The 26,490-nt window shown below is 36.6% G+C and carries 21 protein-coding genes; 16 read left to right on the top strand and 5 right to left on the bottom strand.

Going from position 1 to position 26,490, the window contains the following annotated elements:
- The first annotated feature begins 124 nt into the window (after positions 1–124).
- Positions 125–2,152 carry a glutamine--tRNA ligase/YqeY domain fusion protein gene (locus J4050_RS00760; RefSeq protein ID WP_208152031.1) on the top strand — a complete coding sequence of 676 codons (2,028 nt, stop codon included), beginning with the start codon at positions 125–127 and terminating at the stop codon, positions 2,150–2,152.
- An 89-nt stretch (positions 2,153–2,241) separates the two neighbouring features.
- Positions 2,242–2,730 carry a DUF1761 domain-containing protein gene (locus tag J4050_RS00755; protein ID WP_208152030.1) on the top strand — a complete coding sequence of 163 codons (489 nt, stop codon included), beginning with the start codon at positions 2,242–2,244 and terminating at the stop codon, positions 2,728–2,730.
- 51 nt (positions 2,731–2,781) lie between these two features.
- Here the strand turns inward: J4050_RS00755 and J4050_RS00750 are convergent, their stop codons facing one another.
- Complete coding sequence (locus J4050_RS00750) at positions 2,782–3,705, bottom strand: SPFH domain-containing protein (protein WP_208152029.1); 924 nt, start codon at positions 3,703–3,705, stop codon at positions 2,782–2,784.
- Positions 3,706–3,796: 91 nt separating this feature from the next.
- Between J4050_RS00750 and J4050_RS00745 the strand changes: the two genes are divergently transcribed.
- Positions 3,797–4,477 carry a hypothetical protein gene (locus tag J4050_RS00745; RefSeq protein WP_208152028.1) on the top strand — a complete coding sequence of 227 codons (681 nt, stop codon included), beginning with the start codon at positions 3,797–3,799 and terminating at the stop codon, positions 4,475–4,477.
- Between the two features lie 35 nt (positions 4,478–4,512).
- Here J4050_RS00745 and gltX read toward each other — a convergent pair whose 3' ends face one another.
- Both gltX and J4050_RS00735 read right to left on the bottom strand, forming a co-directional pair.
- Positions 4,513–6,036 (bottom strand): glutamate--tRNA ligase, encoded by a 1,524-nt coding sequence (gene gltX, locus J4050_RS00740; RefSeq protein ID WP_208152027.1) that lies wholly within the window; start codon positions 6,034–6,036, stop codon positions 4,513–4,515.
- Positions 6,037–6,096: 60 nt separating this feature from the next.
- Entirely contained in the window at positions 6,097–7,140 is a 1,044-nt protein-coding gene (locus tag J4050_RS00735) for an alkane 1-monooxygenase (RefSeq protein ID WP_208152026.1), read from the bottom strand.
- Between the two features lie 111 nt (positions 7,141–7,251).
- Between J4050_RS00735 and J4050_RS00730 the strand changes: the two genes are divergently transcribed.
- From J4050_RS00730 to J4050_RS00710, 5 genes are all read left to right on the top strand, one after another.
- The gene (locus J4050_RS00730) at positions 7,252–10,779 is read left to right on the top strand and encodes a coiled-coil domain-containing protein (protein WP_208152025.1); all 3,528 of its coding nucleotides are present in this window, start codon (positions 7,252–7,254) and stop codon (positions 10,777–10,779) included.
- Positions 10,772–11,194 (top strand): rRNA maturation RNase YbeY, encoded by a 423-nt coding sequence (gene ybeY / locus J4050_RS00725; protein ID WP_208152024.1) that lies wholly within the window; start codon positions 10,772–10,774, stop codon positions 11,192–11,194. Before J4050_RS00730 ends, ybeY begins: the two co-directional genes overlap by 8 nt.
- A gap of 84 nt (positions 11,195–11,278) precedes the next feature.
- Entirely contained in the window at positions 11,279–13,150 is a 1,872-nt protein-coding gene (mnmG, locus tag J4050_RS00720) for a tRNA uridine-5-carboxymethylaminomethyl(34) synthesis enzyme MnmG (RefSeq protein ID WP_208152023.1), read from the top strand.
- 68 nt (positions 13,151–13,218) lie between these two features.
- Positions 13,219–14,076, top strand: coding sequence for a class I SAM-dependent methyltransferase (locus J4050_RS00715; RefSeq protein WP_208152022.1), 858 nt, complete (start codon positions 13,219–13,221; stop codon positions 14,074–14,076).
- Between the two features lie 213 nt (positions 14,077–14,289).
- Positions 14,290–14,811: an OmpH/Skp family outer membrane protein gene (locus J4050_RS00710; protein WP_208152021.1), complete on the top strand. Its 522-nt coding sequence runs from the start codon at positions 14,290–14,292 to the stop codon at positions 14,809–14,811.
- A 25-nt stretch (positions 14,812–14,836) separates the two neighbouring features.
- Here J4050_RS00710 and J4050_RS00705 read toward each other — a convergent pair whose 3' ends face one another.
- On the bottom strand, positions 14,837–16,000 hold the full coding sequence (locus J4050_RS00705) for a DNA polymerase III subunit (protein ID WP_208152020.1): 1,164 nt from the start codon (positions 15,998–16,000) through the stop codon (positions 14,837–14,839).
- Between the two features lie 65 nt (positions 16,001–16,065).
- Between J4050_RS00705 and J4050_RS00700 the strand changes: the two genes are divergently transcribed.
- From J4050_RS00700 to J4050_RS00690, 3 genes are all read left to right on the top strand, one after another.
- Positions 16,066–17,253 carry a phosphoglycerate kinase gene (locus J4050_RS00700; protein ID WP_208152019.1) on the top strand — a complete coding sequence of 396 codons (1,188 nt, stop codon included), beginning with the start codon at positions 16,066–16,068 and terminating at the stop codon, positions 17,251–17,253.
- 64 nt (positions 17,254–17,317) lie between these two features.
- Positions 17,318–18,877, top strand: coding sequence for a lytic transglycosylase domain-containing protein (locus J4050_RS00695; protein WP_208152018.1), 1,560 nt, complete (start codon positions 17,318–17,320; stop codon positions 18,875–18,877).
- Positions 18,878–18,900: 23 nt separating this feature from the next.
- Positions 18,901–19,878 carry a DUF4837 family protein gene (locus J4050_RS00690; protein WP_208152017.1) on the top strand — a complete coding sequence of 326 codons (978 nt, stop codon included), beginning with the start codon at positions 18,901–18,903 and terminating at the stop codon, positions 19,876–19,878.
- A gap of 42 nt (positions 19,879–19,920) precedes the next feature.
- On the opposite strand, the gene tatA is transcribed toward J4050_RS00690, so the two are convergent.
- On the bottom strand, positions 19,921–20,103 hold the full coding sequence (gene tatA / locus J4050_RS00685) for a twin-arginine translocase TatA/TatE family subunit (protein WP_208152016.1): 183 nt from the start codon (positions 20,101–20,103) through the stop codon (positions 19,921–19,923).
- Between the two features lie 114 nt (positions 20,104–20,217).
- On the opposite strand from tatA, the gene J4050_RS00680 reads away from it, so the two are divergent.
- From J4050_RS00680 to pseB, 5 genes are all read left to right on the top strand, one after another.
- Positions 20,218–21,087 (top strand): M23 family metallopeptidase, encoded by an 870-nt coding sequence (locus J4050_RS00680; RefSeq protein ID WP_208152015.1) that lies wholly within the window; start codon positions 20,218–20,220, stop codon positions 21,085–21,087.
- Positions 21,087–22,589, top strand: coding sequence for a GH3 auxin-responsive promoter family protein (locus tag J4050_RS00675; protein ID WP_208152014.1), 1,503 nt, complete (start codon positions 21,087–21,089; stop codon positions 22,587–22,589). The genes J4050_RS00680 and J4050_RS00675 overlap by 1 nt, the downstream gene beginning before the upstream one ends.
- A 25-nt stretch (positions 22,590–22,614) precedes the next feature.
- Positions 22,615–24,306 carry a DUF6909 family protein gene (locus J4050_RS00670; protein ID WP_208152013.1) on the top strand — a complete coding sequence of 564 codons (1,692 nt, stop codon included), beginning with the start codon at positions 22,615–22,617 and terminating at the stop codon, positions 24,304–24,306.
- 3 nt (positions 24,307–24,309) lie between these two features.
- Positions 24,310–25,365, top strand: a complete 1,056-nt coding sequence (locus tag J4050_RS00665) for a hypothetical protein (RefSeq protein WP_208152012.1) — start codon at positions 24,310–24,312, stop codon at positions 25,363–25,365.
- Between the two features lie 103 nt (positions 25,366–25,468).
- On the top strand, positions 25,469–26,488 hold the full coding sequence (pseB, locus tag J4050_RS00660; protein WP_208152011.1) for a UDP-N-acetylglucosamine 4,6-dehydratase (inverting): 1,020 nt from the start codon (positions 25,469–25,471) through the stop codon (positions 26,486–26,488).
- The last annotated feature ends 2 nt before the right edge of the window (positions 26,489–26,490 follow it).

Here is a 26,490-nt window from a genome sequence, read left to right as displayed (position 1 = left end):
TATATTTAAGTTTTTGATTTATCTATTCTATAGGTCTGGAATAGTTTATAAACGTTACATTTTCCTTAATTTTGTGTCACTTTCAGGCCTTACATCAGTAACGAGGTTTATTTAATTGTAATCAATGTCAGAAGAAATAAAATCACTCAATTTTATTGAGCATATAATTGAAGAGGATTTGGCCAATGGAATGCCAAAAGAAAAGTTGCGTTTTCGCTTTCCGCCAGAACCTAATGGTTATCTACATATTGGCCATATGAAGGCCATTGGAATAAGTTTTGGTCTAGGGGAGAAGTATGGTGCTCCGGTGAATTTGCGTTTCGATGACACCAACCCCTCAAAAGAAGAACAAGAATATGTAGATGCTATAAAGCGCGATATTAAATGGTTGGGCTATCATTGGGAAGATGAGCTCTACTCTTCTGATTATTTTCAAAAGCTTTATGATTGGGCCGTAATGCTTATTAAAGACGGAAAGGCTTATGTTGACAGCCAAACATCTGAAGCAATAGCAGAGCAGAAGGGAACACCTAAAGAGCCAGGAAAAAATAGTCCTTACAGAAATCGACCTGTTGAAGAGAACTTGGATTTATTTCGTAGAATGAAGGCGGGTGAATTCCATGCTGGCGAGCATGTATTACGTGCAAAAATTGATATGGAAGATCCTAATATGCTAATGCGAGATCCTATTATGTATCGCATTATGTATGCGCATCACCATAGAACAGGTAATGATTGGTGTATTTATCCGATGTACGATTGGACGCATGGTGAGAGCGATTATATTGAGCAAATATCCCACTCTTTGTGCTCTTTAGAATTTAAACCACACAGAAAACTATATAATTGGTTTAGAGACAATGTTTATCACTACAGTAAAGACTATTTGCCATTACCGCCAAAACAACGAGAGTTTGCACGGTTAAATTTAAGCTATACTATAATGAGCAAGCGCAAATTATTGCGCTTAGTTGAAGAGGGGATTGTAAATGGATGGGACGATCCGCGTATGCCAACAATATCTGGCTTAAGACGACGAGGTTATACACCAACATCCATAAGGAAATTTATAGAAAAAGTGGGCGTTGCCAAGCGTGAGAATGTTATCGATGTGTCCTTATTGGAGTTTTGTATCCGCGAAGATTTAAATAAAAAAGCAAATAGGGTTATGGCTGTATTAGACCCTGTAAAAGTTATTATAACTAATTATCCTGAAGATAAAGAAGAGTGGTTAGAGGCTGAGAATAACCAAGAGGACGAAAGTGCAGGCCATAGGAAAGTACCTTTTTCAAATGAGCTGTTTATTGAGCGTGAAGATTTTAAGGAAGCAGCAGGCAGTAAGTTCTTTAGATTACAGCTAGAAGGGGAGGTGCGTTTAAAAAATGCCTATATCATCAAGGCTAATGATGTCGTCAAGGATGAGAATGGTGTTGTACAGGAAATACACTGTACTTACGACACCAATACAGATAAAAAGGTTAAGGGTACCTTGCATTGGGTTTCCGTGAGGCACGCTATTTCGGCTGAAATTCGCGAATACGACCGTTTATTTATGCATGAAGCTCCCGATTCTGACAAGGGTAAGGACTTTATGGAGTTTTTAAACCCAAACTCTCTTACAATTAAGACTGGGTATTTGGAGCCAGGATTAGCGACGGCTAAACCAGGTGAACGCTTTCAGTTTCAGCGCATAGGATATTTTATAGTTGATAAAGATTCAAAATCTGGTGCATTGGTATTTAATAAAACCGTAGGATTGCGTGATAGCTGGGTAAAGCAATCAAAAAATACGACCCAAAAATCAAATCAAAATAAACAGGGTCAAAATATTAGGCAAAATAAGCCTCAACAAAAACGCTCTGCCATAAGTATTATTCAACAATTGGGTAAAAAGTATACTAACCTACCTGAAGAAAAGCAGGCGAAAGTTAAATCAGAGATTTCAAATCTCGCTCAGAATGTCTCATATGAAGAAATAGAGCCTTTATTCGGCACTGCGGTAAAAAAAGCGGGTACACGTATCGCCGTTCTTATTACGCTTAGAGAGTTGCTTAAAAATGGTTTAGAGCGTAACAAAAACATAGAGGCGTTTATTCAAAAAGCACTTGAGGATAAAAACGAACTGTTAGTAGCAGAAGCTAAAACCATTTAAAATTAACGGATAACTATTGAATACACCTCAAGGTTAACACTTAGAGGTTTTTTTGTACCTTTCTAACACTAACTAAAATCAATATAACCATGGAATTACCTATTAATCCTATAGCAATCCCAATTGCTGCGGTCGCGGCTCTAGTAATTGGAGCTGTTTGGTATAATCCTAACATAGGCTTTGGCAATGTTTGGATGCGTGCTTCTGGTATGACGGAAGAGAAAATGAAAACAGGTAAAATCGGAATTATTTTTGGTCTTGCCCTTGTATTTTCAGCACTATTAGCAGTATTGCTAATGCAATTTACAAATCATCAATTTGGTGCTTTTGGTATGATAGGGGTGGAGCCAGAATTAGCCAAACCCTCCTTTGAGGCGTTTATGGGCGATTATGGAAATGCCTATAGGACCTTTAAACATGGCGCCTTACATGGTGGTATTTTTGGCGTACTTGGTGCGCTTCCTATAATTGGTACCGTAGCTTTATTTGAGCGTAAAAGCGCACAATATATTTTGGTAAATTCAGGATATTGGATTCTAACAACTACTGTTATGGGTGCAATTTTGTGTGGCTTGTAAGTTTAAATTATTTGAAACAAGGCGGCTAAATTTGAGCCGCCTTTATATTTACTAGCCCTTTTTAGTTTTAGCATTTTTCATGGCTTCGCCAATCTGGTTGCTTGCTGTAAAGCTAGCTACCATATCATTGAGCATATTGCTACCAGCTTGAGGAGAATTAGGTAACAAGATTAAGTTGCTATTGGTTTCTCCGCCTATGGACTGTAAAGTATCGTAATGTTGGGTCACAACAATTAGAGCAGATGCCTCTTGAGAATTAATTCCTACTTTATTTAAGACCTCAACTGACTCTTCCAAACCTCTAGCAATCTCACGACGTTGGTCTGCTATGCCCTGACCTTGGAGACGCTTACTTTCTGCTTCTGCCTTAGCTTTTTCAACGATAAGGATTCGGGCAGCATCACCTTCAAACTGCGCCGCGATTTTTTCGCGTTCTGAGGCATTAATTCTGTTCATAGCAGCCTTTACTTGAGAATCTGGATCAATGTCCGTTACTAGGGTTTTAATAATATCATATCCATACTCAGACATATACTCTTGTAATTCCCGCTTTACCGCAATAGCGATATCGTCTTTTTTAACAAAGACATCATCTAATTTCATTTTAGGAACCTCGGCCCTAACAACATCGAAAACGAAAGACGTAATCTGGTCGTGCGGATTTTCTAATTTATAGAACGCATCATAAACTTGAGCCCTTAAGACAACAAACTGCACAGATACTTTTATTTTAACAAAAACGTCGTCAAGGGTTTTGGTCTCAATAAGAACGTCTAATTGTTGAATCTTTAAACTCAACCGACCCGCAATACGGTCTACCAAGGGGATTTTCATTTGTAAACCAGACTGACGAATGCTTTGAAATCGACCAAAACGCTCAATTATTGCAGCAGTTTGTTGTTTAACAATAAAGAATGAAGAAATTAGAACAACAAGTCCTATAAAGATAATTGGAATCAGTAAAAAATTGTCCATAGTTAAAAATTTATGCTATTTGAATACGTTTATAAATGTAAGTAATATTAATTCTTTTTATTAGGTTTGTTGTAATCAGCCCTAAATTGAGATGAAAAACATTAAACACACTATATTAGTAGTCATCACCCTATGTTATGTTACACTCGGGTTTTCGCAACACAAGCGCTATACCATTAGAAACGGTATTGGAATTCAAGGCGGCGTAACTCAATTTGACCTTCTCACAGATAATTTTAAAACAAAATCGAATACAGGATATTTAGGTGGCTTAACGGCCTGGGTGAATATACCTCATAAATGGTACAATGTAAGCTATAACATTCAAATGTCTGAAAACAATATAGACATTAGCGCAAGACCATTAGCCTCTACTTTAGATGAATTTGTAGAATATAAATTGCTAACTGTACAGGCCTCCTTTTTGTTTCACGCCAAATTAATAGGAAATAATCTAACCCTAGATGCTGGGCCAATGGTACAGTACAACGGTGAGTTAGAACTTAAAGACCAAGAGAAGGAGGCTTACGTCATCTCAGGGTTTAACAACTTATTAGCTGAGGATATAACAGATATTTCAAGATTTAATATCAATGGTGCTGTTGGTCTGTCAGCAGGATTGGGAAGATTCTCATTGCGAGGACAGTACATTTACGGATTTACCAATATTTTGGCTAGGCTTAATGATAAAAATCTCAATGTAGGCAGTAATACTAGTAAATTCAAGGGTAATCAATCTATGCTGACCTTGACAGCGCTCTTAATATTTTAGATAACTAATTTCTTCAACCTATTTTCGCGCTAAAGTTAAGATGGTAGCTTTCCAATAAAGGATTCGATACGTTTTAAGGTTTCATTTTTACCAATCATAAACATAATCTCAAATACGTCTGGACCCCGTAAAGCTCCAACCAAAGCTAGTCGTAACGGCATCATTACCTTACCAAAGCCAATATTGTGTTCTGTAATCCAGTCCTTAATTTTTGCTTGTAGGTTTTCTACCGTGAATTCGCGTGTGGCAGCTATAAGTTCTATAGCCTTTTGCATATACTCAATTGTGTCTGGCTTAATGGCCTTTTTAGAAGCTTTCTCTTCGTAGTTATCTGGTGCAATAAAGAAGTAATGGCTTAAATCCCAAAATTCGCTAACAAAAGTTGCACGTTCCTTTATTAAACCAATAATTAAAGCAACATAGTTAATGTCAATGTCTTTCAGCTCCGGCCTAAGACTTTTAAAGGTATGAGCTAATTCTATATCTAATTGCTGCTGCATGTAATGATGATTAAACCATTTGGTTTTGTCCGGGTCAAAACGCGCACCACCCTTTTGAACTTTGTCTAGATCGAAATCTTTGATAAGCTGTTCTATATTATAAAGCTCTTGTTCGGTCCCTGGATTCCAGCCAAGAAACGCTAAAAAGTTAATAACAGCCTCGGGAAAATATCCTTCTTCTCTAAAACCTAAGGAAACTTCCTTTGTTTCTGGATTGACCCACTCTAACGGAAAAACCGGAATACCAAGTTTTGATGCGTGGCGCTTGCTTAATTTTCCTTTTCCAGTCGGGTTTAAAATAAGCGGTAAGTGGGCAAACTCTGGCGCTTTCCAATCCAAAGCATCGTATAAAAGTTTGTGTAACGCCAAAGAAGGCAGCCATTCTTCACCTCTTATAACGTGAGATATTTCCATTAAATGATCATCTACTATATTGGCCAAGTGATAGGTTGGCATGCCATCGCTTTTAAACAGAATTTTATCATCTAAAGTATTGGTGTCTATTTTAATCTCGCCCCTTACAATATCTGTTAAAGAAACAGTTTGGTCTTTTGGAGATTTGAAACGGACCACAAAATGGTCTCCTGCGGCAATTTTAGCATCGGTTTCTTCCTTAGATAAAACCAATGAGTTTATTAATCTACCTTTTTCCCTATTGTGCCAATTGTAAATAAAGGTTTTACCTTCAGCTTCATGTTGTTTTCTGTGCGCATCTAGTTGGTCTGGTGTATCAAAAGCAAAATAAGCTTTGCCGTCTTCAATGAGTTTATCAGCGTATGTTTTGTAAAGTTCTTGGCGCTCACTTTGTCTGTACGGTCCAAACTTATCATTTTTTGCAGGACCTTCATCAAACGGGATTCCGCACCAATTCAATGATTCAATAATATAGTCCTCAGCGCCTTCAATGTACCTATTTTGGTCTGTGTCTTCAATTCGGAGCACAAAATCGCCACCATGTTTTTTTGCAAATAAATAGTTGAAAAGCGCAGTTCTTACTCCGCCAATATGTAATGGGCCGGTTGGGCTTGGCGCAAAGCGCACACGCACATGTTTTGACATGGATTATAATTTAGACCGCAAAGATAGCTTGCTTAATACACAGAACAAAGAAAAGGGCGTTTAAGATAATATCATTGCCTTGGGTACGCGCTTATTCATAATTCTAAACCACAAAGGTGGAATTAGAGAAAGTACCATTGAGGTAGGATAACCAAAAGGCATTTGAGGACTTTGATCGTGGCAGTCTAATATTTGATATTTTTTAGAGGATTTGAAATGATGATCGCTGTGCCTAGTTAATTCGTAAAGCACTATGCGCCCGATAACATGGTTAGAGTTCCAAGAGTGCATTTCCTTAACACGCTCATAGCGACCAGACTTTGTCTTATGACGTAACAAGCCATAATGTTCGATATAGTTAACCGTTTCTAAAAGCACAAAACCAGAGATACCGGCTAAGATGGCAAATAGAAGAGCGGTCTTGCCAAAGATTACAAATACCACGAAAGCATAACAAATATGTAAAACCGAATACCAAAGCATATCATTGTTGATGGAAACGAAACGATGATTATTTCTTTTTAACAGTGTCTTCTGAATGCGCCAAGCATTAAAATACTGCCGAGTTGTAGAAGTAAACCAAAATGAATATACACTTTGATTAAACCTAGCCGTAGCAGGGTCTTCAGGCGTAGCCGCATGTAAATGATGACCGTGATTGTGTTCTATATAAAAATGCATATAAAACGAGGGTAGGAGCAATGCCTTGCCAATAAACCGTTCATTTGTGTTTTGCCTGTGCCCAAGCTCGTGTCCAACATTAATGCCGTTCACACCTAAAACAATTCCCGTAGAGAAGATTAACCCAATTAATTCATAAATTCTAAGATTATGATTTCCAACGCTGTAAAGGCCATACATTAAAATACCGTACACTATTGGCAAGTTGAGATAGAGCAACCAGTCAAAAACCTTTCGTTTTAATTTACTTTCAACTTCATCTTGTTCTAAGTTGGTGTTATCAATCGGGAAAAGCACCTCTAAAACCGGAATGCATACAAAGGTGTAGATTGGTGTTGCCCAAACCCAATGCCCCTTGAGGTAAAGCCCAATTAAAGCCATTAATGGTATTGAAAATGCCGCTAAGTATTTAAAGTCTTTCATTGGCGTTAGGTTGAATATTAACAAACTCAACTATCGAATTAACAGAATCTTACCAAATTTAAGCAATTGGCAATAAAAATAAAATTGTAGATTAGTCAGTTGTAATAAGGTATGGGAGACTACAAACACATAATAAACAAATTAGAGCAGTTCATTAAAAAATATTATGCCAATGGACTACTTAAAGGCACCATTTTATTTTTTGCAATTGGCCTGCTTTATTTTTTGTTGACTTTATTTGTTGAGTATGTGCTTTGGCTAAGTCCAACAGCAAGAACAATTCTCTTTTGGTGCATTGTTTTCGTAGAGATTGCATTATTTATAAGATTTATTCTCTCGCCTTTGCTCCATTTGTTTAAGTTGAGAAAAGGTATTGATTACAAAAAAGCTTCAGGGTTAATAGGGCGTCATTTTCCAGAGGTGAGTGATAAGCTTTTAAATATTTTACAGTTAAGTCAAAGCCCAAAACAATCAGAGCTCTTGCTTGCAAGTATAGAGCAGAAATCTAGAGAGCTCAGCCCAGTACCTTTTTCTTCGGCCATTAGCTTTAAGTCCAATATAAAGTATTTGAAATATGCGGCTATACCATTGGCTATACTGCTATTTTCTTGGGTATCGGGAAAAATTGAGTGGTTTAGTGATAGCTATGAGCGCGTGGTAAATTATCAAACGGCGTACGAACCACCCGCTCCATTTCAGTTTTTTGTTAATAATGAATCTTTAAATGCCATAGAGGGCAAAGATTATCTTCTGAAGGTCACAACTGTTGGTAGTCTCGTTCCAGAAACCGTCCAAATAGAGTATAATAATCAAACATATTTTCTTCAAGCACTCGGAGGAGGTAGGTTTCAGTATGAGTTTCAGGTGCCTAAGAATACAACGGAATTTGTGTTGACAGCAAATGAAGTGAGGTCCAGGACCTACGAATTGGAGGTTATGAACACACCGAATATTGTAAATTTCGAAATGTTTTTAGATTATCCAGTTTATACCAAAAAGCAGGATGAGGTGGTTAAAAGTTCTGGCTCTGCAACAGTTCCAGAGGGCACTCGAGTAGTCTGGAAAGCCAAGACAAAAGCAACGGATAGGGTTACTATTTATGCTATAGATACCTTAGATTTTGTTACAAAGGGCAAAGGCGCTTTTGAGGCTTCAAGACAACTGTTTTCTAATTTCAACTACAGTTTAACTACGAGCAATAAAAACCTAGAAGATTATGAAAATCTCGCCTACAGTATTGCCGTTGTAAAGGATGCTTATCCAGAGCTTAACATTAAGATGAAAAAGGACAGTCTTGATGATGAAAGCCTTTATTTCTATGGTCAGATTAGTGATGATTATGGCTTAAGCAAATTGCAATTGGTATACTATCCAACAGATAATGAAGAAAAGAAAACCTATATACCTATAGAAATTGGAAAATCAAATTTTAGTGACTTTGTAAGTGTATTTCCCAACAATCAAGATATAGTCGAGGGAAAGAGTTATCAATTGCATTTTGAAGTGTTTGATAACGATGCTCTTCATAACTTTAAGCGATCAAAAAGCACCGTATTCAATTATAGAAAACGAACACAAAAAGAACAAGAACAAAAACAACTTCAAGAGCAGAACAAAACCATTAATGATATCAGCGAGACTTTTGATAAATTAAAGGAGCAAGACAAGAAGCTCGAAGAATTTTCAAAGACCCAAAAGGAAAAAGATCAGCTAAATTTTAATGATAAAAAACGTTTTGAGGAGTTTATGAAGCGGCAGAAACAGCAAGAGCAGCTTATGAAAAACTTTAATAAAAAGCTCCAAGACAATCTTGATGAATTTCAAAAAGACAAAGAGGAGAAAGACCAATTTAAAGAAGATTTAAAGGAACGTCTTAAAGAGAATGAAGAACAGTTAAAGAAGGACGAAGAGTTGCTTAAGGAGCTCGAGGAGTACAAAGATAAAATTGATAAAGAAGAGTTTGCCCAGAAATTAGAGGAATTAGCCAAACAAAATAAGAATAAGCAACGTAGCATGAAACAGCTTTTGGAGCTCACCAAGCGATTTTATGTAATGAAGAAAGCCGAAAAGATTTCTAACGAGCTTGATCAATTGTCAAAAGAACAAGAGGCACTGTCTCAAAAGGAAAAAGAAAACACAAGTAAAGCTCAAGACGAGTTGAACAGGAAGTTTGAGAAGATTCAAAAAAGCATAGACGAACTTAAGCAAGAAGATAGACGCCTTCAGAAGCCTATGGACGTGCAGAGAGATGAATTCTTGGAAGACGAAATAAAGTTTGATCAGAACGAAGCCAAGGAAGCGCTAGAAGAGCAAGAATCAAATACAGAAAAACAAGATTCCGAAGAATCGAAAGCGCAGCAACAAAAAGCCAAGAAGAAACAAAAACAGGCCGCTAAGAAGATGAAAAAGATGAGTGAAATGTTAGCTCAAATGATGTCTGGCGGCGGTGGAGGGGGCGATCAAATGGGAGAAGATATAGAAATGCTTCGTCAAATTTTAGAAAATCTGCTACTGTATTCATTTGATCAAGAAGATTTAATGGACACATTTGAGTCTATCGATATAGACAATAATAAATATGGCAAATATATCATTGAGCAAAGCAATTTAAGAGAGCATTTTGAGCATATCGATGATAGTTTGTTTGCACTTTCTATGCGACAACCAAAACTGTCAGAACGCGTAAATTCACAGATAACAGATGTTTATTTTAATATAGACAAGTCTTTAGATTTATTAGCTGAAAACCGCTTATATCAAGGTGTAGCAGCACAGCAATATGCCATAACCGCTAGTAACGAACTTGCTAGCTTTTTAAGCGATGTTTTAGATAATATGGAAATGTCAATGAATCCGTCTCCGGGTCAAGGGGAGGGAAGTATGCAATTACCAGATATTATTAAGTCCCAAGAAGAAATTAGAAAAGAAGCTGAAGAAGGCGCGAAAAAAGGTGAGGAGGGTAAAGAAGGTGAAAAAAGCAAAGATGGCCAAGAAGGAGAAAAGGGAGAAAAGGGTAAAGAGGGTGAAAGTGGTAAGGACGGTAAAAAAGGTCAAGAAGGGCAAGGTAGTGAGAGCGGTCAATCAGGGAACGAGGGAAACAGCAAATCTTCAGATGGTAAGGGTAAAAATGCGAAAAGTGGTAAGTCTGGCAATAATGGTGTTGAGGGACAAGAAGCCGGTAAAGACTCTATGGAAAATGAGGGCTATGGAGAAGGTGGTGAGGAAGAACAAAACGCTCAGTTATTTAAGATTTATCAAAAACAACAGCAGTTACGTCAGGCCTTGGAAGATAAATTAGCCAAGGAAGGTAAGTTACAATCAGCTGGTGAATTAATTAAGCAAATGGAAGATATTGAATCTGACCTGCTAAACTACGGTTTCACCAACCAAACGTTGCAAAAAATGATGGATGTGCAGCATCAGTTACTTAAGCTTGAGAACGCGACATTCTTACAGGGTGAGGATTCTAAGAGACAATCTGAGACCACTACGAAGGAATTCGATCAAATGGAAAACTCAAAATTGTCGAATGCGCGTAAATATTTTAATACTACAGAAATTTTAAATCGTCAACCGCTGCCCCTACAGAATCATGTGAAAAAGAAAATTCAGGAGTATTTTAAGAGAAGTAATGATTAGTTTTAATTACGAAATGGAATTTCATCTAGTAGATGAGGCGGAATGGTCTAATTGGCTGAATGATGTTATACTAAATGAGAATCGGGAAAAGGGAGAATTGAGTTATGTCTTTTGCACCGATGAGTATCTTCACAAAATAAATATTGAATATCTTAATCACGATACATATACAGATATTATAACTTTCGATTATTCTGTAGGAAAAAAGTTACATGGTGATATTTATATTTCAGTAGAAAGAGTAACTGAAAACGCAGGCACATACAGATGTTCCGTTAAAGAAGAAATGGCTCGAGTGATGGTGCATGGATTATTGCATCTGTGTGGCTATAAGGATAAATCAACTGTAGAAGCGACTATAATGAGAGGCAAGGAAGATTTCTATTTGTCAAGGTTTGCTTCTTTAGGGAGTTAGGTGTTATCTTTGCACGCCTTATAGGAAAGGTGAATAAAGAATATATTTTGATAGTGTTCCACGTGGAACAAAAAAGGTATAATAATGTTTAGTGATGTGTATGACGTAATAGTAGTAGGAGGGGGCCACGCCGGAAGTGAAGCCGCCGCAGCTGCCGCGAATATGGGTAGCAAGACACTGCTTATAACTATGAATTTACAAAACATTGCTCAAATGTCGTGTAACCCAGCGATGGGTGGAATTGCAAAGGGTCAGATAATTAGAGAGATTGATGCGTTAGGAGGGTATAGCGGAATTGTGTCTGACAATTCTGCTATTCAATTTAAAATGCTAAATAAGTCTAAAGGACCGGCAATGTGGAGTCCAAGGGTTCAAAGTGATCGTATGCGTTTTGCTGAGGAATGGCGCTTAATGTTGGAGAAAACTAAAAATCTTGATTTCTATCAAGAAATGGTCTCAGGTCTTTTGATTGAAAAAAATCAGGTGGCTGGCGTAAGGACGTCCTTGGGAATTGATGTTAAAGCCAAGTCGGTTGTTTTAACCAATGGGACTTTTCTAAATGGGCTCATTCATATTGGAGATAAGAATTTTGGAGGAGGTAGAGCAGGTGAAAGAGCCGCGACTGGTATTACTGAGCAACTTATTGAGTTGGGCTTTGATGCTGGAAGAATGAAAACAGGCACGCCGCCTAGAGTAGACGGTAGGTCGTTGGATTATTCAAAAATGATCGAACAGCCTGGAGACGCTCAGCCCGAAAAATTTTCATATCTAGATATAACTAAACCGTTAGAGGAACAAAGGTCTTGTCATATGACCTATACAAGTCTAGAGGTCCATGAGCTATTGCGAGAAGGTTTTGATCGCTCACCTATGTTTAACGGAAGGATAAAAAGCGTAGGTCCGCGGTATTGCCCGTCGATAGAGGATAAAATAAATCGTTTTGCAGATAAAGACAGGCACCAGTTATTTGTTGAACCAGAAGGTTGGAATACCGTTGAGGTATATGTAAATGGTTTTAGCACATCACTTCCAGAGGATGTCCAGTACAAAGCACTTCGTTCGGTAAGAGGTTTTGAACAAGTTAAGTTCTTTAGACCTGGTTATGCTATAGAATACGACTATTTTCCTCCTACTCAATTAAAACATACGCTTGAAACAAAACTAGTACAAGGTCTTTATTTTGCAGGTCAGATAAATGGCACAACTGGATATGAAGAGGCAGCATCCCAGGGGCTGATGGCTGGGATAAATGCGAGCCTTAAGATCGCAGAAAAAGAACCGTTTATGCTTAAACGAGACGAGGCCTACATAGGTGTGTTGATTGATGATTTAATTACAAAGGGAACAGAAGAGCCGTACAGGATGTTTACGTCAAGGGCAGAATATAGGACTTTATTAAGGCAAGATAATGCTGATTTTAGACTAACCCCAAAAGGATATGAACTTGGCATAGCCTCAAAAGAACGACTAAGGCGCATGGAGGAGAAAGAATCGAGAGCACGTGCTTTTGTAGAATTCTTTAAAGACACGAGCGTTACTCCGGAAGAAGTAAATCCAATTTTAGAGTCAAAAAAATCTGCACCCGTAAAGCAACAGGATAAGATGTTTAAGCTTTATGCTAGACCAAACATTACCATTAGGGATATGAAAAAAATTAAGTCTGTTGCGTCTTATATGGACCAAAACAATTTAGATTCTGAGATTATAGAACAGACGGAAATTCAAGTGAAATATGCGGGATATATTGAAAAAGAAAAGAATAATGCCGATAAATTAAATCGTTTGGAGAACGTGAAAATACCCTTGAACTTTGATTACTCAAAACTCAAATCAATGAGTATGGAGGCTAGGCAAAAATTAGCAGAAATACAGCCTGTAACTATTTCGCAAGCATCAAGGATAAGTGGCGTATCACCTAATGATATATCTGTTTTACTTGTTTATTTAGGACGATAATTAGTATTACGTTCCACGTGGAACAATTTTGGTATACCCCGCAAATCAAATTATTCACAGCCCTTTTTATGACAAAGGACACTATCTTTTTAAAGGTTAAAGATCATTCTGTATCAGGAGAGGAGTTCGATTTATTGCGTCATAATGAGTTGGATATGTTAATAACATCGCCACAACCAAAAGAGCAATCACTAGCTGATTATTACAAAAGTGAAGATTATATTTCTCATACTAGTCACAAGCGCAATATTTTTGAATTTGTATATCACATCGTTCGAAAAATTGCATTAAAACGAAAGCTCAGATTGCTTAATAGTCTTTCGTCCAAAAGTAAAAGGCTTTTAGATATCGGGTGCGGTACAGGAGACTTTATAGCATTTGCACATAAAAATGGATGGATAGTATCTGGTGTTGAACCCAATGAAAAAGCTAAGAGTATAGCCGCTAGTAAGGTTGAAAATACCGTGTATGATGTTAACTATTTATCCAGCCTTGAATCTGGCTCGTTTGATGCTATTACCTTATGGCACGTTTTGGAACATCTGCCAGATCTTCAAAAGCATTTGCAGATTTTTAAAAATGCCCTGTCGCTAAATGGTCATTTAATTATTGCGGTGCCTAATTTTAATAGTTATGACGCTAAACATTATAAAGATTTTTGGGCCGCTTATGACGTTCCAAGGCATCTTTGGCATTTTTCGAGATCTTCAATTAAAGAAATATTTAAGCCATATGGTTTTAAATTACAGAAAGAACAACCAATGCTCTTCGATGCGTTTTATGTGAGTTTGCTTTCGGAAAAATATAAAACCGGAAGGATGAATCCAATAAAAGCATTATGGATTGGTTTCATGTCAAATCTTAAGTCTAGAAGAACTAAAGAATATTCTTCTATAATTTATATCTTTAAAAAGACTAATTCTTAATTTAAGTACTTTTTTAGGGCGGTATGAAAACGCAACCAAAGCATGTGCTGTAGATTTATAAAACGCGCTTAAAAACGCTTAAAATCGATTCGAAATATATAGAGTTGATTTATTGATTATTCAATTTTTAATAGATTTTGTCAATACCATAAAATTTTTGTACCACACAACTATACTTGTTTACATTTGCAATTGAATTTTAGATTAAAAAAAATGAATAGATTAATTTTTGCACTTAGTATTTTTTTAATGGTTTCATCTTGCCAGCAACAAGAAAAGATTGCATTTATAGATAATGGCAAAGTTGTTAATGAATATTACAAGAAAAAAAATTTCGAACTTAAATTTCAGGCAAAAATCGATGGATTTAACAAAAAAGCAGACAGTCTTCAACAAGCTATTCAGGTAGAGGCCCAGTTGTGGCAATCAAGAGCCACTAAAATGAATCAAAGTAAAGCTGAGGAAGAATATCAAGCCTTAGTCCAAAAAAAACAAATGCAAGATTTTCAGTTGAGTAATGAAGAAAAAGAATTGCAGAAAGAAGGGCAGCAAAACCTTGATACTATTGTTAAAGAGGTTAAGGCCTTTGTTAAAGACTATGGTAAATCTAATGGATATACGTTTATTTTTGGAGCCAATGAAGCCGGTAGCGTAATGTATGGTGCTGAAGCAAATGATATAACCGAGGCTGTTTTAGAACAACTTAATGGCAAAGCAGAAACTGAAAAAGAATAATAACTGAAGTCAAGTTTAGATTTAACTAAACGTCCGACTCGCTTTTTTTGTGCAGTAATCGTGTAAGTTTAATGGATAAATCTGTAAGAATAATCTTAGAGTTGCCATTTCGTTCTATATGGTATATAGCTGTCTCTAATTCTTTTGATATGTCCATAATGTTAGTGTCGTGAACAAATGGAGCAAATTTTGAGAGCTCAAAATTATTGGTTTTGGGTTCAACATAAACTAATTCGTTAGCCTTGTAATTCAATAGAAGTGCTTGCCTAAAGTAGTTTAAACAAAAGCTTAGAAACTTTTTTTGGGTTTCCCTCCCTGTTTTTGCGATTTCTTCTGACCAGCTAATCAAATCGTGTATAGCAGCTTTGTTTCCTTTGGCTTTAAAGGCAGAGCGCACCCATATGACAAACCACTTTTCAAATTGAATATCTTCACTATCTTGATATACTAAATCGCAAGCTTTATTGTAATTGCCGTTGGCTTGATGTGCAATTTTTTTGGCAACACCATGTTCTAGATGATATTGTTTCACCAAACCATCTGAAATAGCCTCTTCCGGTAGAGGTGGGAAATTTAGGATTTGACATCTAGATTTGATGGTATTGATTATTTGCTCCTCATTCTCGGCAATTAAAATGAAAATGGTTTTCTGCGGAGGTTCTTCAATGAGTTTTAAAAGCTTATTAGCACATTGGGTATTCATTTTTTCGGCCATCCAAATAATCATTACTTTATAACCACCCTCATAAGACTTAAGAGACAGAGATTTAACGATTTCTGCGGCTTCGTCTACGCCAATTTGCCCTTGTTTGTTGTCAACACCTAAAAGTTTATACCAGTCAAATAAATTACCATAAGGCTGCTGTTCTAAGAGTTGTCGCCATTCTTCTAAATAATAATTAGAAATAGGCTTACTTTTTACTTTACCACTAATGGTAACTGGAAAAGCAAAATGAAGGTCTGGATGGGAAAAGGAGTTAAATTTTATATTGCAAGTGTCTAAACCACTTGTATTTTCACCGTTTTTATTTCCGCACAGTATATATTGCGCATATGCTAATGCCATGGGAAGAGTGCCAGAGCCTTCAGGCCCCACAAATAATTGCGCATGCGCAATTCTGCCATTATCTACGCTTGTGGTGAGATGACTTTTAATATGTTGTTGGCCTAGAATTTCGGAAAATAACATAAAGCAAAACTATGTAATTTTTTTATGCTTTCTAATCTTTATATTTGTTCAACAAAATATGTAAAATGAAGACTATAGACGACTTTAACTTTGAAAATAAACGCGCCTTAATTCGTGTAGATTTTAATGTGCCACTTAATGATAATTTTGAGGTAACAGATGATACTAGAATTATTTCAGCGAAACCAACCATTATAAAGGTTTTAGAAGATGGCGGAAGCTGTGTGCTTATGTCGCATTTGGGTAGGCCTAAAGGTATTCAAGACGAATTTTCGCTAAGGCATATTGTGCCTAAAATTGAAGATATTCTCGGTGTAGAGGTTAAATTTTCTGGCGATTGTGTAGGTGAAGAAGCAGAGTCTATGGCCAACAACTTGCAACCGGGTGAAATTTTACTACTTGAAAATTTGCGATTTCACGATGAAGAAAAAAAGGGGGATGAAAGTTTTTCAAAACAACTATCAAAATTGGGCGATATCTATGTTAATGACGCATTCGGTACCGCACATAGGGCACATGCCTCAACAACAATAGTAGCTCAGTACTTTAAAGAAACAAAATGCTTTGGGTACTTATTAGCTAAGGAAATAGAGAGTATTAAAAAAGTAATGGAGGACGGAGAAAAACCGGTTTTAGCAATCTTAGGCGGGGCTAAAGTTTCTTCAAAAATTACAGTTATTGAAAATATTTTAGATAAAGTGAATCATCTTATTATAGGTGGAGGCATGACCTTTACATTTATAAAGGCTCAAGGCGGTCAAATAGGTGACTCGATTTGTGAAGATGATAAAATGGAATTGGCACACGATATTTTAAAGCAGGCCAAAGCTAAAAATGTACAGGTGCACTTGCCTGTAGATGTCGTCGCTGCCAACGCTTTTAGTAATGATGCAGACACGCAAATAGTTGATGTGAGTAAAATACCAGAGGGTTGGCAAGGTTTAGACGCAGGTCCAAAATCTTTAGAAAATTTTGATGTCGTGGTTCAAGCCTGTAAAACCATATTATGGAACGGACCCTTAGGAGTTTTTGAATTAGAAAAATTCGCAAAGGGAACAATAGCATTAGGCGACTCCATTGCTGAGTCAACAGCAAACGGTGCATTTTCGCTTGTAGGAGGAGGAGATTCTGTTGCCGCGGTTAAGCAATTTGGTTTTGAGAAAAAAGTAAGTTATGTAAGTACTGGTGGAGGTGCCATGCTAGAAAGTCTTGAAGGTAAAACATTGCCAGGAATAGCTGCAATTCTGAGTTAAAAAGAGTAATAACGCACTTAAAGCGAAGTAAAGCCGTTGTGGTATTTCATTAAATATTTAGAAAATGAGGTTTAAAAGAAACCTGATAATACTTTTGAGCGTGTTTGCGCTTCTAGGTTTTGCCCAGAAAAAACAAGACACCATCGTTGTTAAAAGCAACGGCCCTATCAAGGTTGGAGATTCTATAGTAGACGGGAAAATACTAACCCTAAAAGAACCCATTCTTGCAGAATTAGATTCAATTGACATAAAAAATCTAGAAGACAATCCTGAAGCAGTAAAATTAGACAAAAAGTGGCTTGATGAGCTCTACAGCAATTCGCTATATGACACCATCTATAAATCAGTTTCTGAGCTTACTTATGAGCCCATGGATTATCCGGAGCTTTCAACAGATACGCTCAAGGCGAGGCTGGAAAGACTCAACGCCAGAACACCATTTAATATTGAATATAATCCATCTTTAGAGAGTGTTATTAAGAGATACCTAAAACAGCGACGGTCTTCTTTAGAGCGTTTAATGGGGCTTAGTCATTTCTATTTTCCAATGTTTGAGCAAGAGTTAGACAACTACAATATTCCTTTAGAAATCAAGTATTTAGCTATTGTTGAGTCGGCCCTAAAACCAAGAGCTCGGTCTAGAGTTGGTGCTACAGGACTGTGGCAATTCATGTTTACTACGGGTAGAATGTATAATTTGGATGTTAGCAGTTATGTTGATGAACGAAGTGATCCTATAGAATCCACAACAGCCGCAGCGCAATACCTTTCTAAACTGTACGAAATTTTTGGTGATTGGGATTTAGCCTTAGCGGCATATAATTCTGGGCCTGGCAATGTAAACAAAGCAATAAGGCGTTCGGGTGGTTATAAGAATTACTGGAATATAAGACCGTTTTTACCACGAGAAACGGCGGGTTATCTACCTGCTTTTTTGGCAACGATGTACATATTTGAATATGCTGAGGAACACGGATTTAAACCAGAGCGACCATCATTTCAATATATGCAGACAGACACAATTCACGTTAAAGAAATGATAAGTTTAGATCAAGTTTCAGAGACTACAGGCGTGGATATAGAAGAGCTCCAATTTTTAAATCCTTCATATAAACTAGATATTATCCCTAAGATTGAGGGTAAAACATATGCATTGAGATTACCTCGTGAAGCCATAGGGATTTTTACAAGTAATGAAAAAGAGATTTATGCCTATGCCAAAGAAGATTTCAATAAACGTGAGAAACCACTACCTGAACTTCTTAAGGTAGATTCAAAAATAAGATATCGGGTTAAAAGTGGTGATTATTTAGGTAAAATTGCAAGAAAGTATGGGGTTAGGGTAAGTCAAATAAAACGGTGGAATGGCCTTCGAAGTAATAATTTAAGAATTGGCCAGCGGTTAACAATTTACCCTAGGAATCCTTCACCCGCAACTAAACCAAAGCCTAAAGAAACAACTAAAAATACTAAGGGAAAAACAACTTACAAGGTAAAGGAAGGCGATTCTCTTTGGAGCATCGCTCAAAAATTTTCTGGAGTTTCCGTTCAAAATATTAAAGATTGGAACGATATTAGTGGTAATAAACTTAAAATAGGGACGACACTAATTGTGTCTAAATAAATAACCAACAAAAAACAGAATTTATGAGAGTGTTTTTGGCACTAGTAATCAGTATTTTTATTTTAAGCTGTTCAGACAAAAAAAAGGATAAAACTATTTATTTGCCTGCTTCTAACGGAAACCTTAATAATATTTCTGTAGTTGTAGATAATCAACTCTGGGACGGAGCCGTAGGTGAGGCTGTTAGAAAAAATTTTGCAGCACCTCTAGAAGGCTTGCCGCAAGACGAACCAATTTTTGCAATGCGACAAATTCCGCCTCAGGTTTTTGATGGTTTTGCTAGGAGAAGCCGAATTATATTAAAGATTGAAAAAGGGGAATTAGAACCAACCACTAAAGTGGTTAATGAAGCTTTTGCCAAACCACAAACCGTCATTGTTGTAGGTGGAAAAACGAATGCCGAAATCATTACTCAACTAACCGATAATAGAAGGAAAATTGTCGATGCCTTTATAAAAGAAGAAGTCAAAGAAAAGCAAAGGCGCATCAACTTGTCCTTATTGGACGATAAACAAATGGAAGATGCTTTAAGCTTTTCTGTAAACATACCTTCAGCATATAAAATAGGTAAGGCAACTAATGACTTTTTTTGGATAAGGAAAAGTTTAAGTAATACTAAAACCATGGACCTTATGTTCTATGAAGTACCGTTAGAAGCTATTACCGAAAATGACAGCACAATAGTGGCGATTACTCAAGTGCGAGACGAAATCACAAAAACCCAGATACCAGGAGAAGATGATATTTATATGACTGTTGAAGACGCCTATGCGCCTTCATTATATAAAACCATCATTGATAATAAAGAGGCCTATGAGGTAAGGGGTGTTTGGGAGGTTAAAGGACAATACATGGCTGGGCCATTTATAACTTATGCTATAAAGGATGAGGTGAATCAAAGATATCTCATTGCTGATGGCTATGTTTATGCGCCCTCACTTAAAAAGCGAGAGTATATTTTTGAGCTAGAATCAATTATAAAATCTATAAAAATTAAATAAAAAAAGCCAACTCATTGAGTTGGCTTTTAGTTTCAGAAAATATTATTCTTTGTCTTTATCGGGCGACTCCTCTTTACTAGCGTCCTTAAACTCTTTTAATCCGCTACCTAGGCCTCGCATTAATTCTGGAATCTTCTTTCCACCAAACAGTAATAGGACTATCACTACAATCAGCACAATTTGCCATACACCTGGTGTCCCTAATAAGATACTACTTGAAATCATAATCTTTAGTTTAATGGCACAAAGTTAATAATTATCCTTTAATATTTACGTTATTTAAAGATCTTATAAAGCTTATAAGTCACCTTTACCACTATTTTAACTAATTTTGTTTTAATGGAGCAAAAGAAAAAAAAAGAAAAAAAAATAGCTAAAAAATTACTCCACAAGTATCGCTTGGTTATACTAAACGAAGATACTTTTGAAGAGCGTTTTGCTATTAAGCTAACGCGACTAAATGTTTTTGTTCTTACGTCCATTTCAGCAATTTTCCTTGTTTTTTTTACGATTTTGCTTATTGCCTTTACACCGCTTAAAGAATATATACCAGGCTATTCGTCTGCGTCATTGAAAAAAAGAGCTTCGCTGCTTAATTACAAAACAGATTCGTTAGTTAACGAACTTGAAATAAATAAAAGATATTTTGCTTCAATAAGAAAAGTGCTTACAGGAGAAGTAGAGACTTTAGAAATTAACAGGGACTCCTTAATTGAGGAAGCAGCCAATGAGGAGGTGCTTTTAAACATAAATAAGAACAGAGAGGATTCGTTGCTCAGGGCTAAAGTAGAAAAAGAAGACAAATTCAATGTCTTTGAATCTAGCATAGACCCATCTAATTTTGTGCTATTTCCTCCGGTTAATGGTACTATATCAGAGGGCTACAATCTAGAAGAAAAGCACTTTGCTGTTGATGTGGTTGTACCTGAAAATACACCAGTAAAGTCTACTGCAGACGGTACGGTAATTTTTGCAGAGTGGACTATTGAAACGGGCTACGTTATCATTATTGAGCACAGTCAAGAGCTGATTTCAGTGTACAAGCACAATAACTCAATAACTAAGGCCCAAGGTGATTTGGTTAAGTCTGGGGAAGTCATTGCAATGTCTGGCAATACAGGTGAATTAAGCACTGGTCCACATCTTCATTTTGAACTTTGGAACAAAGGCTACCCCGTTAACCCAACTAATTTTATTGAATTTCAGTAATGACCTCATTAAAATCTCAACTTTCAAAGCTATTTGCAAAGTATGTTGCGTTTAAACTAAACAAATGGGCCTCCAAGCCAACAGAAACACAACAAAGGGTTTTTAAACAGCTTATCTCAAAAGCCAAGAATACGGCTTTTGGTGTTGATCACGATTTCAAGAACATAACAACCTATGAGGAATTCAGGCAAAATGTACCGATACGAGATTATGAGGAATTAAAGCCTTATGTTGAGCGTACCGTAAACGGGGAAAGCGATGTCCTTTGGATTGGTAAGCCCCTGTATTTTGCTAAGACTTCAGGCACAACTTCTGGTGCAAAATATATCCCTATTACCAAAGAGAGTATGCCAACTCACATAAATGCAGCGAGAAATGCTATTTTAATGTACATCCACGAAACTGGCAATGCTGATTTTGTTAATGGGAAAATGATTTTTTTACAAGGTAGCCCAGTTTTAGAAGAGAAAAACGGAATTCGGCTTGGTAGACTTTCAGGTATTGTGGCGCATTATGTGCCAAAATACCTTCAAAAAAATAGAATGCCTACCTACAAGACCAATTGTATTGAAGATTGGGAAACCAAGGTTGATGCTATCGTACAAGAAACAATAGATGAAGACATGACCGTTATATCTGGTATTCCGTCATGGGTACAGATGTATTTTGAAAAGTTAACCTTAAAAACAGGAAAGAAGGTCGGTGACATTTTTAAAGGGTTTAATCTGTTTATTTTCGGAGGTGTAAATTACGAGCCCTATCGAGCAAAATTTGAAAGCTTAATTGGGCGTAGAGTAGATAGTATAGAACTATATCCTGCAAGTGAAGGCTTTTTTGCCTTTCAAGATAAACAGGAGGAACAAGGAATGCTGTTGCAGCTCAATTCGGGTATTTTTTATGAGTTTATAGAGGCAGATAAGTTTTTTGATGATAGCCCTCAAAGATTAACCATAGGCGATGTTGAACTTGGGGTTAATTATGTTATTATTATTTCTTCAACAGCTGGGCTTTGGGCCTATAATATCGGAGATACTGTTGAGTTTACTTCGCTCCATCCTTATCGCGTTATTGTTAGTGGCAGAATAAAGCATTTTATATCAGCCTTTGGTGAACACGTTATAGGAAAAGAAGTTGAGCAGGCCGTGCAAAATGCAGTTGCAGAAAGTTCTGCCTCCATAAACGAATTTACGGTTGCACCTCAAATCAATCCAGTTGAAGGCCTGCCTTATCACGAATGGTTTATTGAGTTTGAAAAAGAGCCTGAGGAGGAATCTAAATTTGTTCAGATCTTAGACAAGGCTTTACAAGAGCAAAACAGCTATTATTTTGATTTGATTGAAGGTAAAATATTGCAGCCTCTAAAATTAACAAAGGTGAAAAAAAACGGGTTCCAAGATTATATGAAATCCATCGGAAAATTAGGGGGTCAAAATAAGATTCCGAGGCTTTCTAATGACCGAAAAATAGCAGATAAAATGTACCAATTGGAGTTAACAAAATAAGGCTATATTTACAGGTTATTTAAAGATGAGCACTATAAAGAAGAGACAAGGTAGAACAAGGGCGCAAGAGAGTTCTAATGCTATTGAGCGCATGTATATTACAATGCGCCACCTTTTCAATCGAGGTTTTTACAAGCCTATGGGTGTTTCGGGTGAAACTCTAATTGAAGCCCTATTGCTATTACGGCCTGAAATTTACGGTTCGATTGGGGAAGAAAAAGCCGAGCTCGAGGGGTTGCAATATGTAATTGACCGATTACCACAAGGTATAGAAGAGTGCAGGTTTATTAATTTAACAAGTGATGAAGGCTATGCCAATTCACATTTTAAACCCATAATCCCCCCAAAACGTCGACGTAATTGCTATCGTATTGATAGCGAACAGATGAATATTGAGATTACCAGAGGCCGTTCTGAAATCTATGATATTCTTACCCATCTCACTTTTCTATTTGTAGAGTCCCATAAAATTCGCAAGCGTGTTTTAATAAATGATGAGGGTAAAACCATAAGAGATTGGGAAAAGCTGAAAATAGCTGTAAACACTATAAAAAAGCTTACACAAAAAGAAAGAGAAGTCGCCATAACCCACACGGCTAATATCTTGGGCAGAACATTTAATGAATTAACAGAAGCCTATTCAAAATTTGCAACAGAAGACCAACCAGAGCGATTACTGCACATTATTTATTGGATTGGAAAACTCGCTATTGAGGAGGCTATGGATAATAATAAAAGAGCGGTAACCTTCAGCCCTGTTTTAAGGGAGAGGTTAGGTCATCATATCCATGGAGAAATATGGTCTGACGAAATAAAGGCTGTACTGCACAAAAACGATTTGTTAGAGCGCCCAGTGCATATTATAAGCGCCAATATGCATAGCGTTATGAATTCACTTTTTGCCAAAACCGCCATCACACCCGCTAAAAATGCCAAGCGTGTTTTTGAGGTTTATGAGGCCTTAAGCAATACAGAAAATAAGCTTCTGCGAAATAAAGTGGAAAAACTCGCTTACTCAAACGGAATGATATATGTAAGGGACACTTCGGGCACTAATATAGATGTTCAGATTTTTGATACCCAAAAAATAGATTTTACAAAGACCTATTTTAATCATAAAGAACAGCCTAAGAAAGAGGCGCCTGTGATTATTGTTATGGACTATGCCTTTGGAGAGCAAGCCTATGAAACCATGGACGAATTGCTAAAACCAGTTAAGGTTAATGGCTCCAATGTACATTTAGATGTCAAATCTATTTCTATAATGGGTAAGGCGGGGATTCTTCAGGGTGGAAAGGGAGATGTTATGATACCATCGGCACATATATTTGAAGGAACTGCAGATAATTATCCCTTTAAAAACGAACTAAATAAAAACGATTTAGTAGATTGCGGCGTTGATGTATATGAAGGTACTATGGTAACGGTTTTAGGCACTTCACTCCAAAATAAAGAAATATTAAAGTTCTTTAAAAAATCGACATGGAATGTCATTGGACTAGAGATGGAAGGCGCCCATTATCAAAAAGCCATACAGGCTGCCTCTAAAGTTAGAGGGAGCATCAATGAAGATGTGAAAGTAAGATATGCGTACTATGCCAGTGACAACCCATTAGAAACCGGAAGCACTTTAGCTTCTGGAGGTCTTGGTACTGCTGGTGTTAAACCGACATATGTAATAACTAAAAAAATCTTAGAACAAATATTTAATTCATAAGATATGAGTGATAATTTACCAGAAAAAACTCAAACTGAAGAAGTAGACTTGGGTCAATTGTTTAATGCTATCGGCCGTTTATTTGAGAAGGTATTTGGGTTTATTGTAAGTGTTTTTAAGGCGCTATTCAAAACCATAATTTATAGCTTAAAACCCGTTATAAATAATATTAAACTAGTAGGTATAGTTATTATGTTAGCTACGATATTGGGTTTTGTAGCTGACAAGTTCAAAGAAAAGCAATACATTTCGGATATGTTGGTTAGGCCTTACTTCGATTCAAAATATCAATTGGCCAACAACGTGAATTATTTTAACGCACTTATTAATTCAAATAATATAAACGAGTTGGCAGATATTTTTGAAATTGACACCATTCAGGCCAATCAATTAAGAGGTTTTTCCATCAAGATAGGTCCAGAAACACAAAACGATTTGCTTAAGGAATATAATGACTATAGAAAATCTATTGATAGCACTTTGGCTAATGACATTAGTTATGAGGACTTCATAGAAAACAGGGATATACTCTCGGGAAGTGTTTTTTCTATTGAGGCTAAAGCTGTTGAAAATGGAATATTTCAGTTTTTGGAAAGAGGTTTTGTGAAAACTTTTGAGAATGAATATTCAAAAAAACTTAAAAGAATAAGAGATTCCTCTCTCCTAATTAAAAAGGCAACATACAAGAAGCAGCTTGAGCGAATAGACAGTCTTCAAAGAACCTATTTAGAAATCAAAGTATTTGAATCCAAGAATTCTGGTGGCACTATCAGTTCTAAGAGCATATTCCCTATTGTTCAAGAAAAAACCGAAACTAGAGAGTTCGATTTATTTCGAGAAGAGGTAAATGTAAGAGAAAAATTGAGAGCGATTGAAGAAACTTTAATTGAAGAAAGTGATTACTATGATATCTTATCTGGATTTGAGGAAGTAGGAAGATTGGAGGTAAGATTATTAAGTCGCCAAACACTTCTTTTCCCTGTTGCAGCACTTATACTTATGGCAATTATTTTCTACACCTCCAAAGTGTATAGATTTATTAAAAATTATGATGAATAACAGTACTGATAAAATTGAGCCTAAACTATTTGAATTTTATTAAAAAATAAATGGCTTAATTTTATGATGTATAATGTTATTTTTGCTTTTTAAATTACTACTAATGTTTACACTAAAAGATAAAACAATTCTTATTACTGGAGGGACTGGGTCCTTAGGCAAGGCCCTTACCAAATATGTTTTAAAACACCACTCTGAAATAAAAAAGCTGATTATTTTCTCAAGAGATGAGCAGAAACAGTTTCAAATGGCCCAGGAATTCCCTTCCAATAAGTATCCTCAGTTGCGATTTTTCATTGGGGACGTAAGGGATAGGGACCGTTTAATTAGAGCATTCCAACACGTAGATTATGTCATCCATGCCGCTGCAATGAAACACGTTCATATTGCGGAATACAACCCTGATGAATGTATAAAGACCAATATAAATGGCGCGGAGAATGTTGTTGATGCCTGTCTAAGGACTAATGTTCAGCGTGTCGTGGCATTGTCTACGGATAAAGCCTGTGCGCCAATTAATCTTTACGGTGCTACAAAACTAACTTCAGATAAATTATTCATTGCAGCAAATAATATCAAAGGGACAAACCCTATTCGTTTCTCTGTTGTGCGTTACGGAAACGTCATGGGCTCAAACGGATCGGTTATTCCTTTTTTTATTAAAAGGAAAAGAGAAGATAATCGTTTACCCATAACAGACCCTAATATGACGAGATTTAATATTTCTTTGCAAGGTGGTGTAGATATGGTTATGCATGCCCTAGAGCATGCCTGGGGTGGAGAACTGTTTGTTCCAAAAATTCCATCCTATAAGATTACTGATGTTGCAGAGGCCATTGGACCTAATTGTGATAAACCGGTAGTTGGAATAAGACCAGGAGAAAAAGTGCACGAAGAAATGATTACCGCTTCTGACTCATTTTATACATATGACTTGGGAAAATATTATACTATACTTCCAGCAACGCACCAATGGAATTTAGAGGACTTTATAAAAGAATTTGATGCTAAAAAAGTATCTTCCGGGTTCAGTTATAATTCAGGAGAAAATGACGATTGGGAGACCGTTGATTCGCTAAGGACATTAATAAAGGAGCATGTCGATTCCACTTTTGAAGTATAACT

Origin of the sequence: Winogradskyella pelagia, assembly GCF_017581965.1 — a bacterium.
In the GTDB taxonomy this organism is placed as follows: Bacteria; Bacteroidota; Bacteroidia; order Flavobacteriales; family Flavobacteriaceae; genus Winogradskyella; species Winogradskyella pelagia.
The sequence above is the reverse complement of the archived record's forward strand: the minus strand, read 5'-3'. Positions and strand labels throughout refer to the sequence as shown.

Bases quoted from the DNA above. Each gene is read 5' to 3' on its own strand.
- J4050_RS00760 (WP_208152031.1), top strand. From the start codon at position 125: ATGTCAGAAGAAATAAAATCACTCAATTTTATTGAGCATATAATTGAA.
- J4050_RS00755 (WP_208152030.1), top strand. From the start codon at position 2,242: ATGGAATTACCTATTAATCCTATAGCAATCCCAATTGCTGCGGTCGCG.
- J4050_RS00750 (WP_208152029.1), bottom strand. From the start codon at position 3,705: ATGGACAATTTTTTACTGATTCCAATTATCTTTATAGGACTTGTTGTT.
- J4050_RS00745 (WP_208152028.1), top strand. From the start codon at position 3,797: ATGAAAAACATTAAACACACTATATTAGTAGTCATCACCCTATGTTAT.
- gltX (WP_208152027.1), bottom strand. From the start codon at position 6,036: ATGTCAAAACATGTGCGTGTGCGCTTTGCGCCAAGCCCAACCGGCCCA.
- J4050_RS00735 (WP_208152026.1), bottom strand. From the start codon at position 7,140: ATGAAAGACTTTAAATACTTAGCGGCATTTTCAATACCATTAATGGCT.
- J4050_RS00730 (WP_208152025.1), top strand. From the start codon at position 7,252: ATGGGAGACTACAAACACATAATAAACAAATTAGAGCAGTTCATTAAA.
- ybeY (WP_208152024.1), top strand. From the start codon at position 10,772: ATGATTAGTTTTAATTACGAAATGGAATTTCATCTAGTAGATGAGGCG.
- mnmG (WP_208152023.1), top strand. From the start codon at position 11,279: ATGTTTAGTGATGTGTATGACGTAATAGTAGTAGGAGGGGGCCACGCC.
- J4050_RS00715 (WP_208152022.1), top strand. From the start codon at position 13,219: ATGACAAAGGACACTATCTTTTTAAAGGTTAAAGATCATTCTGTATCA.
- J4050_RS00710 (WP_208152021.1), top strand. From the start codon at position 14,290: ATGAATAGATTAATTTTTGCACTTAGTATTTTTTTAATGGTTTCATCT.
- J4050_RS00705 (WP_208152020.1), bottom strand. From the start codon at position 16,000: ATGTTATTTTCCGAAATTCTAGGCCAACAACATATTAAAAGTCATCTC.
- J4050_RS00700 (WP_208152019.1), top strand. From the start codon at position 16,066: ATGAAGACTATAGACGACTTTAACTTTGAAAATAAACGCGCCTTAATT.
- J4050_RS00695 (WP_208152018.1), top strand. From the start codon at position 17,318: ATGAGGTTTAAAAGAAACCTGATAATACTTTTGAGCGTGTTTGCGCTT.
- J4050_RS00690 (WP_208152017.1), top strand. From the start codon at position 18,901: ATGAGAGTGTTTTTGGCACTAGTAATCAGTATTTTTATTTTAAGCTGT.
- tatA (WP_208152016.1), bottom strand. From the start codon at position 20,103: ATGATTTCAAGTAGTATCTTATTAGGGACACCAGGTGTATGGCAAATT.
- J4050_RS00680 (WP_208152015.1), top strand. From the start codon at position 20,218: ATGGAGCAAAAGAAAAAAAAAGAAAAAAAAATAGCTAAAAAATTACTC.
- J4050_RS00675 (WP_208152014.1), top strand. From the start codon at position 21,087: ATGACCTCATTAAAATCTCAACTTTCAAAGCTATTTGCAAAGTATGTT.
- J4050_RS00670 (WP_208152013.1), top strand. From the start codon at position 22,615: ATGAGCACTATAAAGAAGAGACAAGGTAGAACAAGGGCGCAAGAGAGT.
- J4050_RS00665 (WP_208152012.1), top strand. From the start codon at position 24,310: ATGAGTGATAATTTACCAGAAAAAACTCAAACTGAAGAAGTAGACTTG.
- pseB (WP_208152011.1), top strand. From the start codon at position 25,469: ATGTTTACACTAAAAGATAAAACAATTCTTATTACTGGAGGGACTGGG.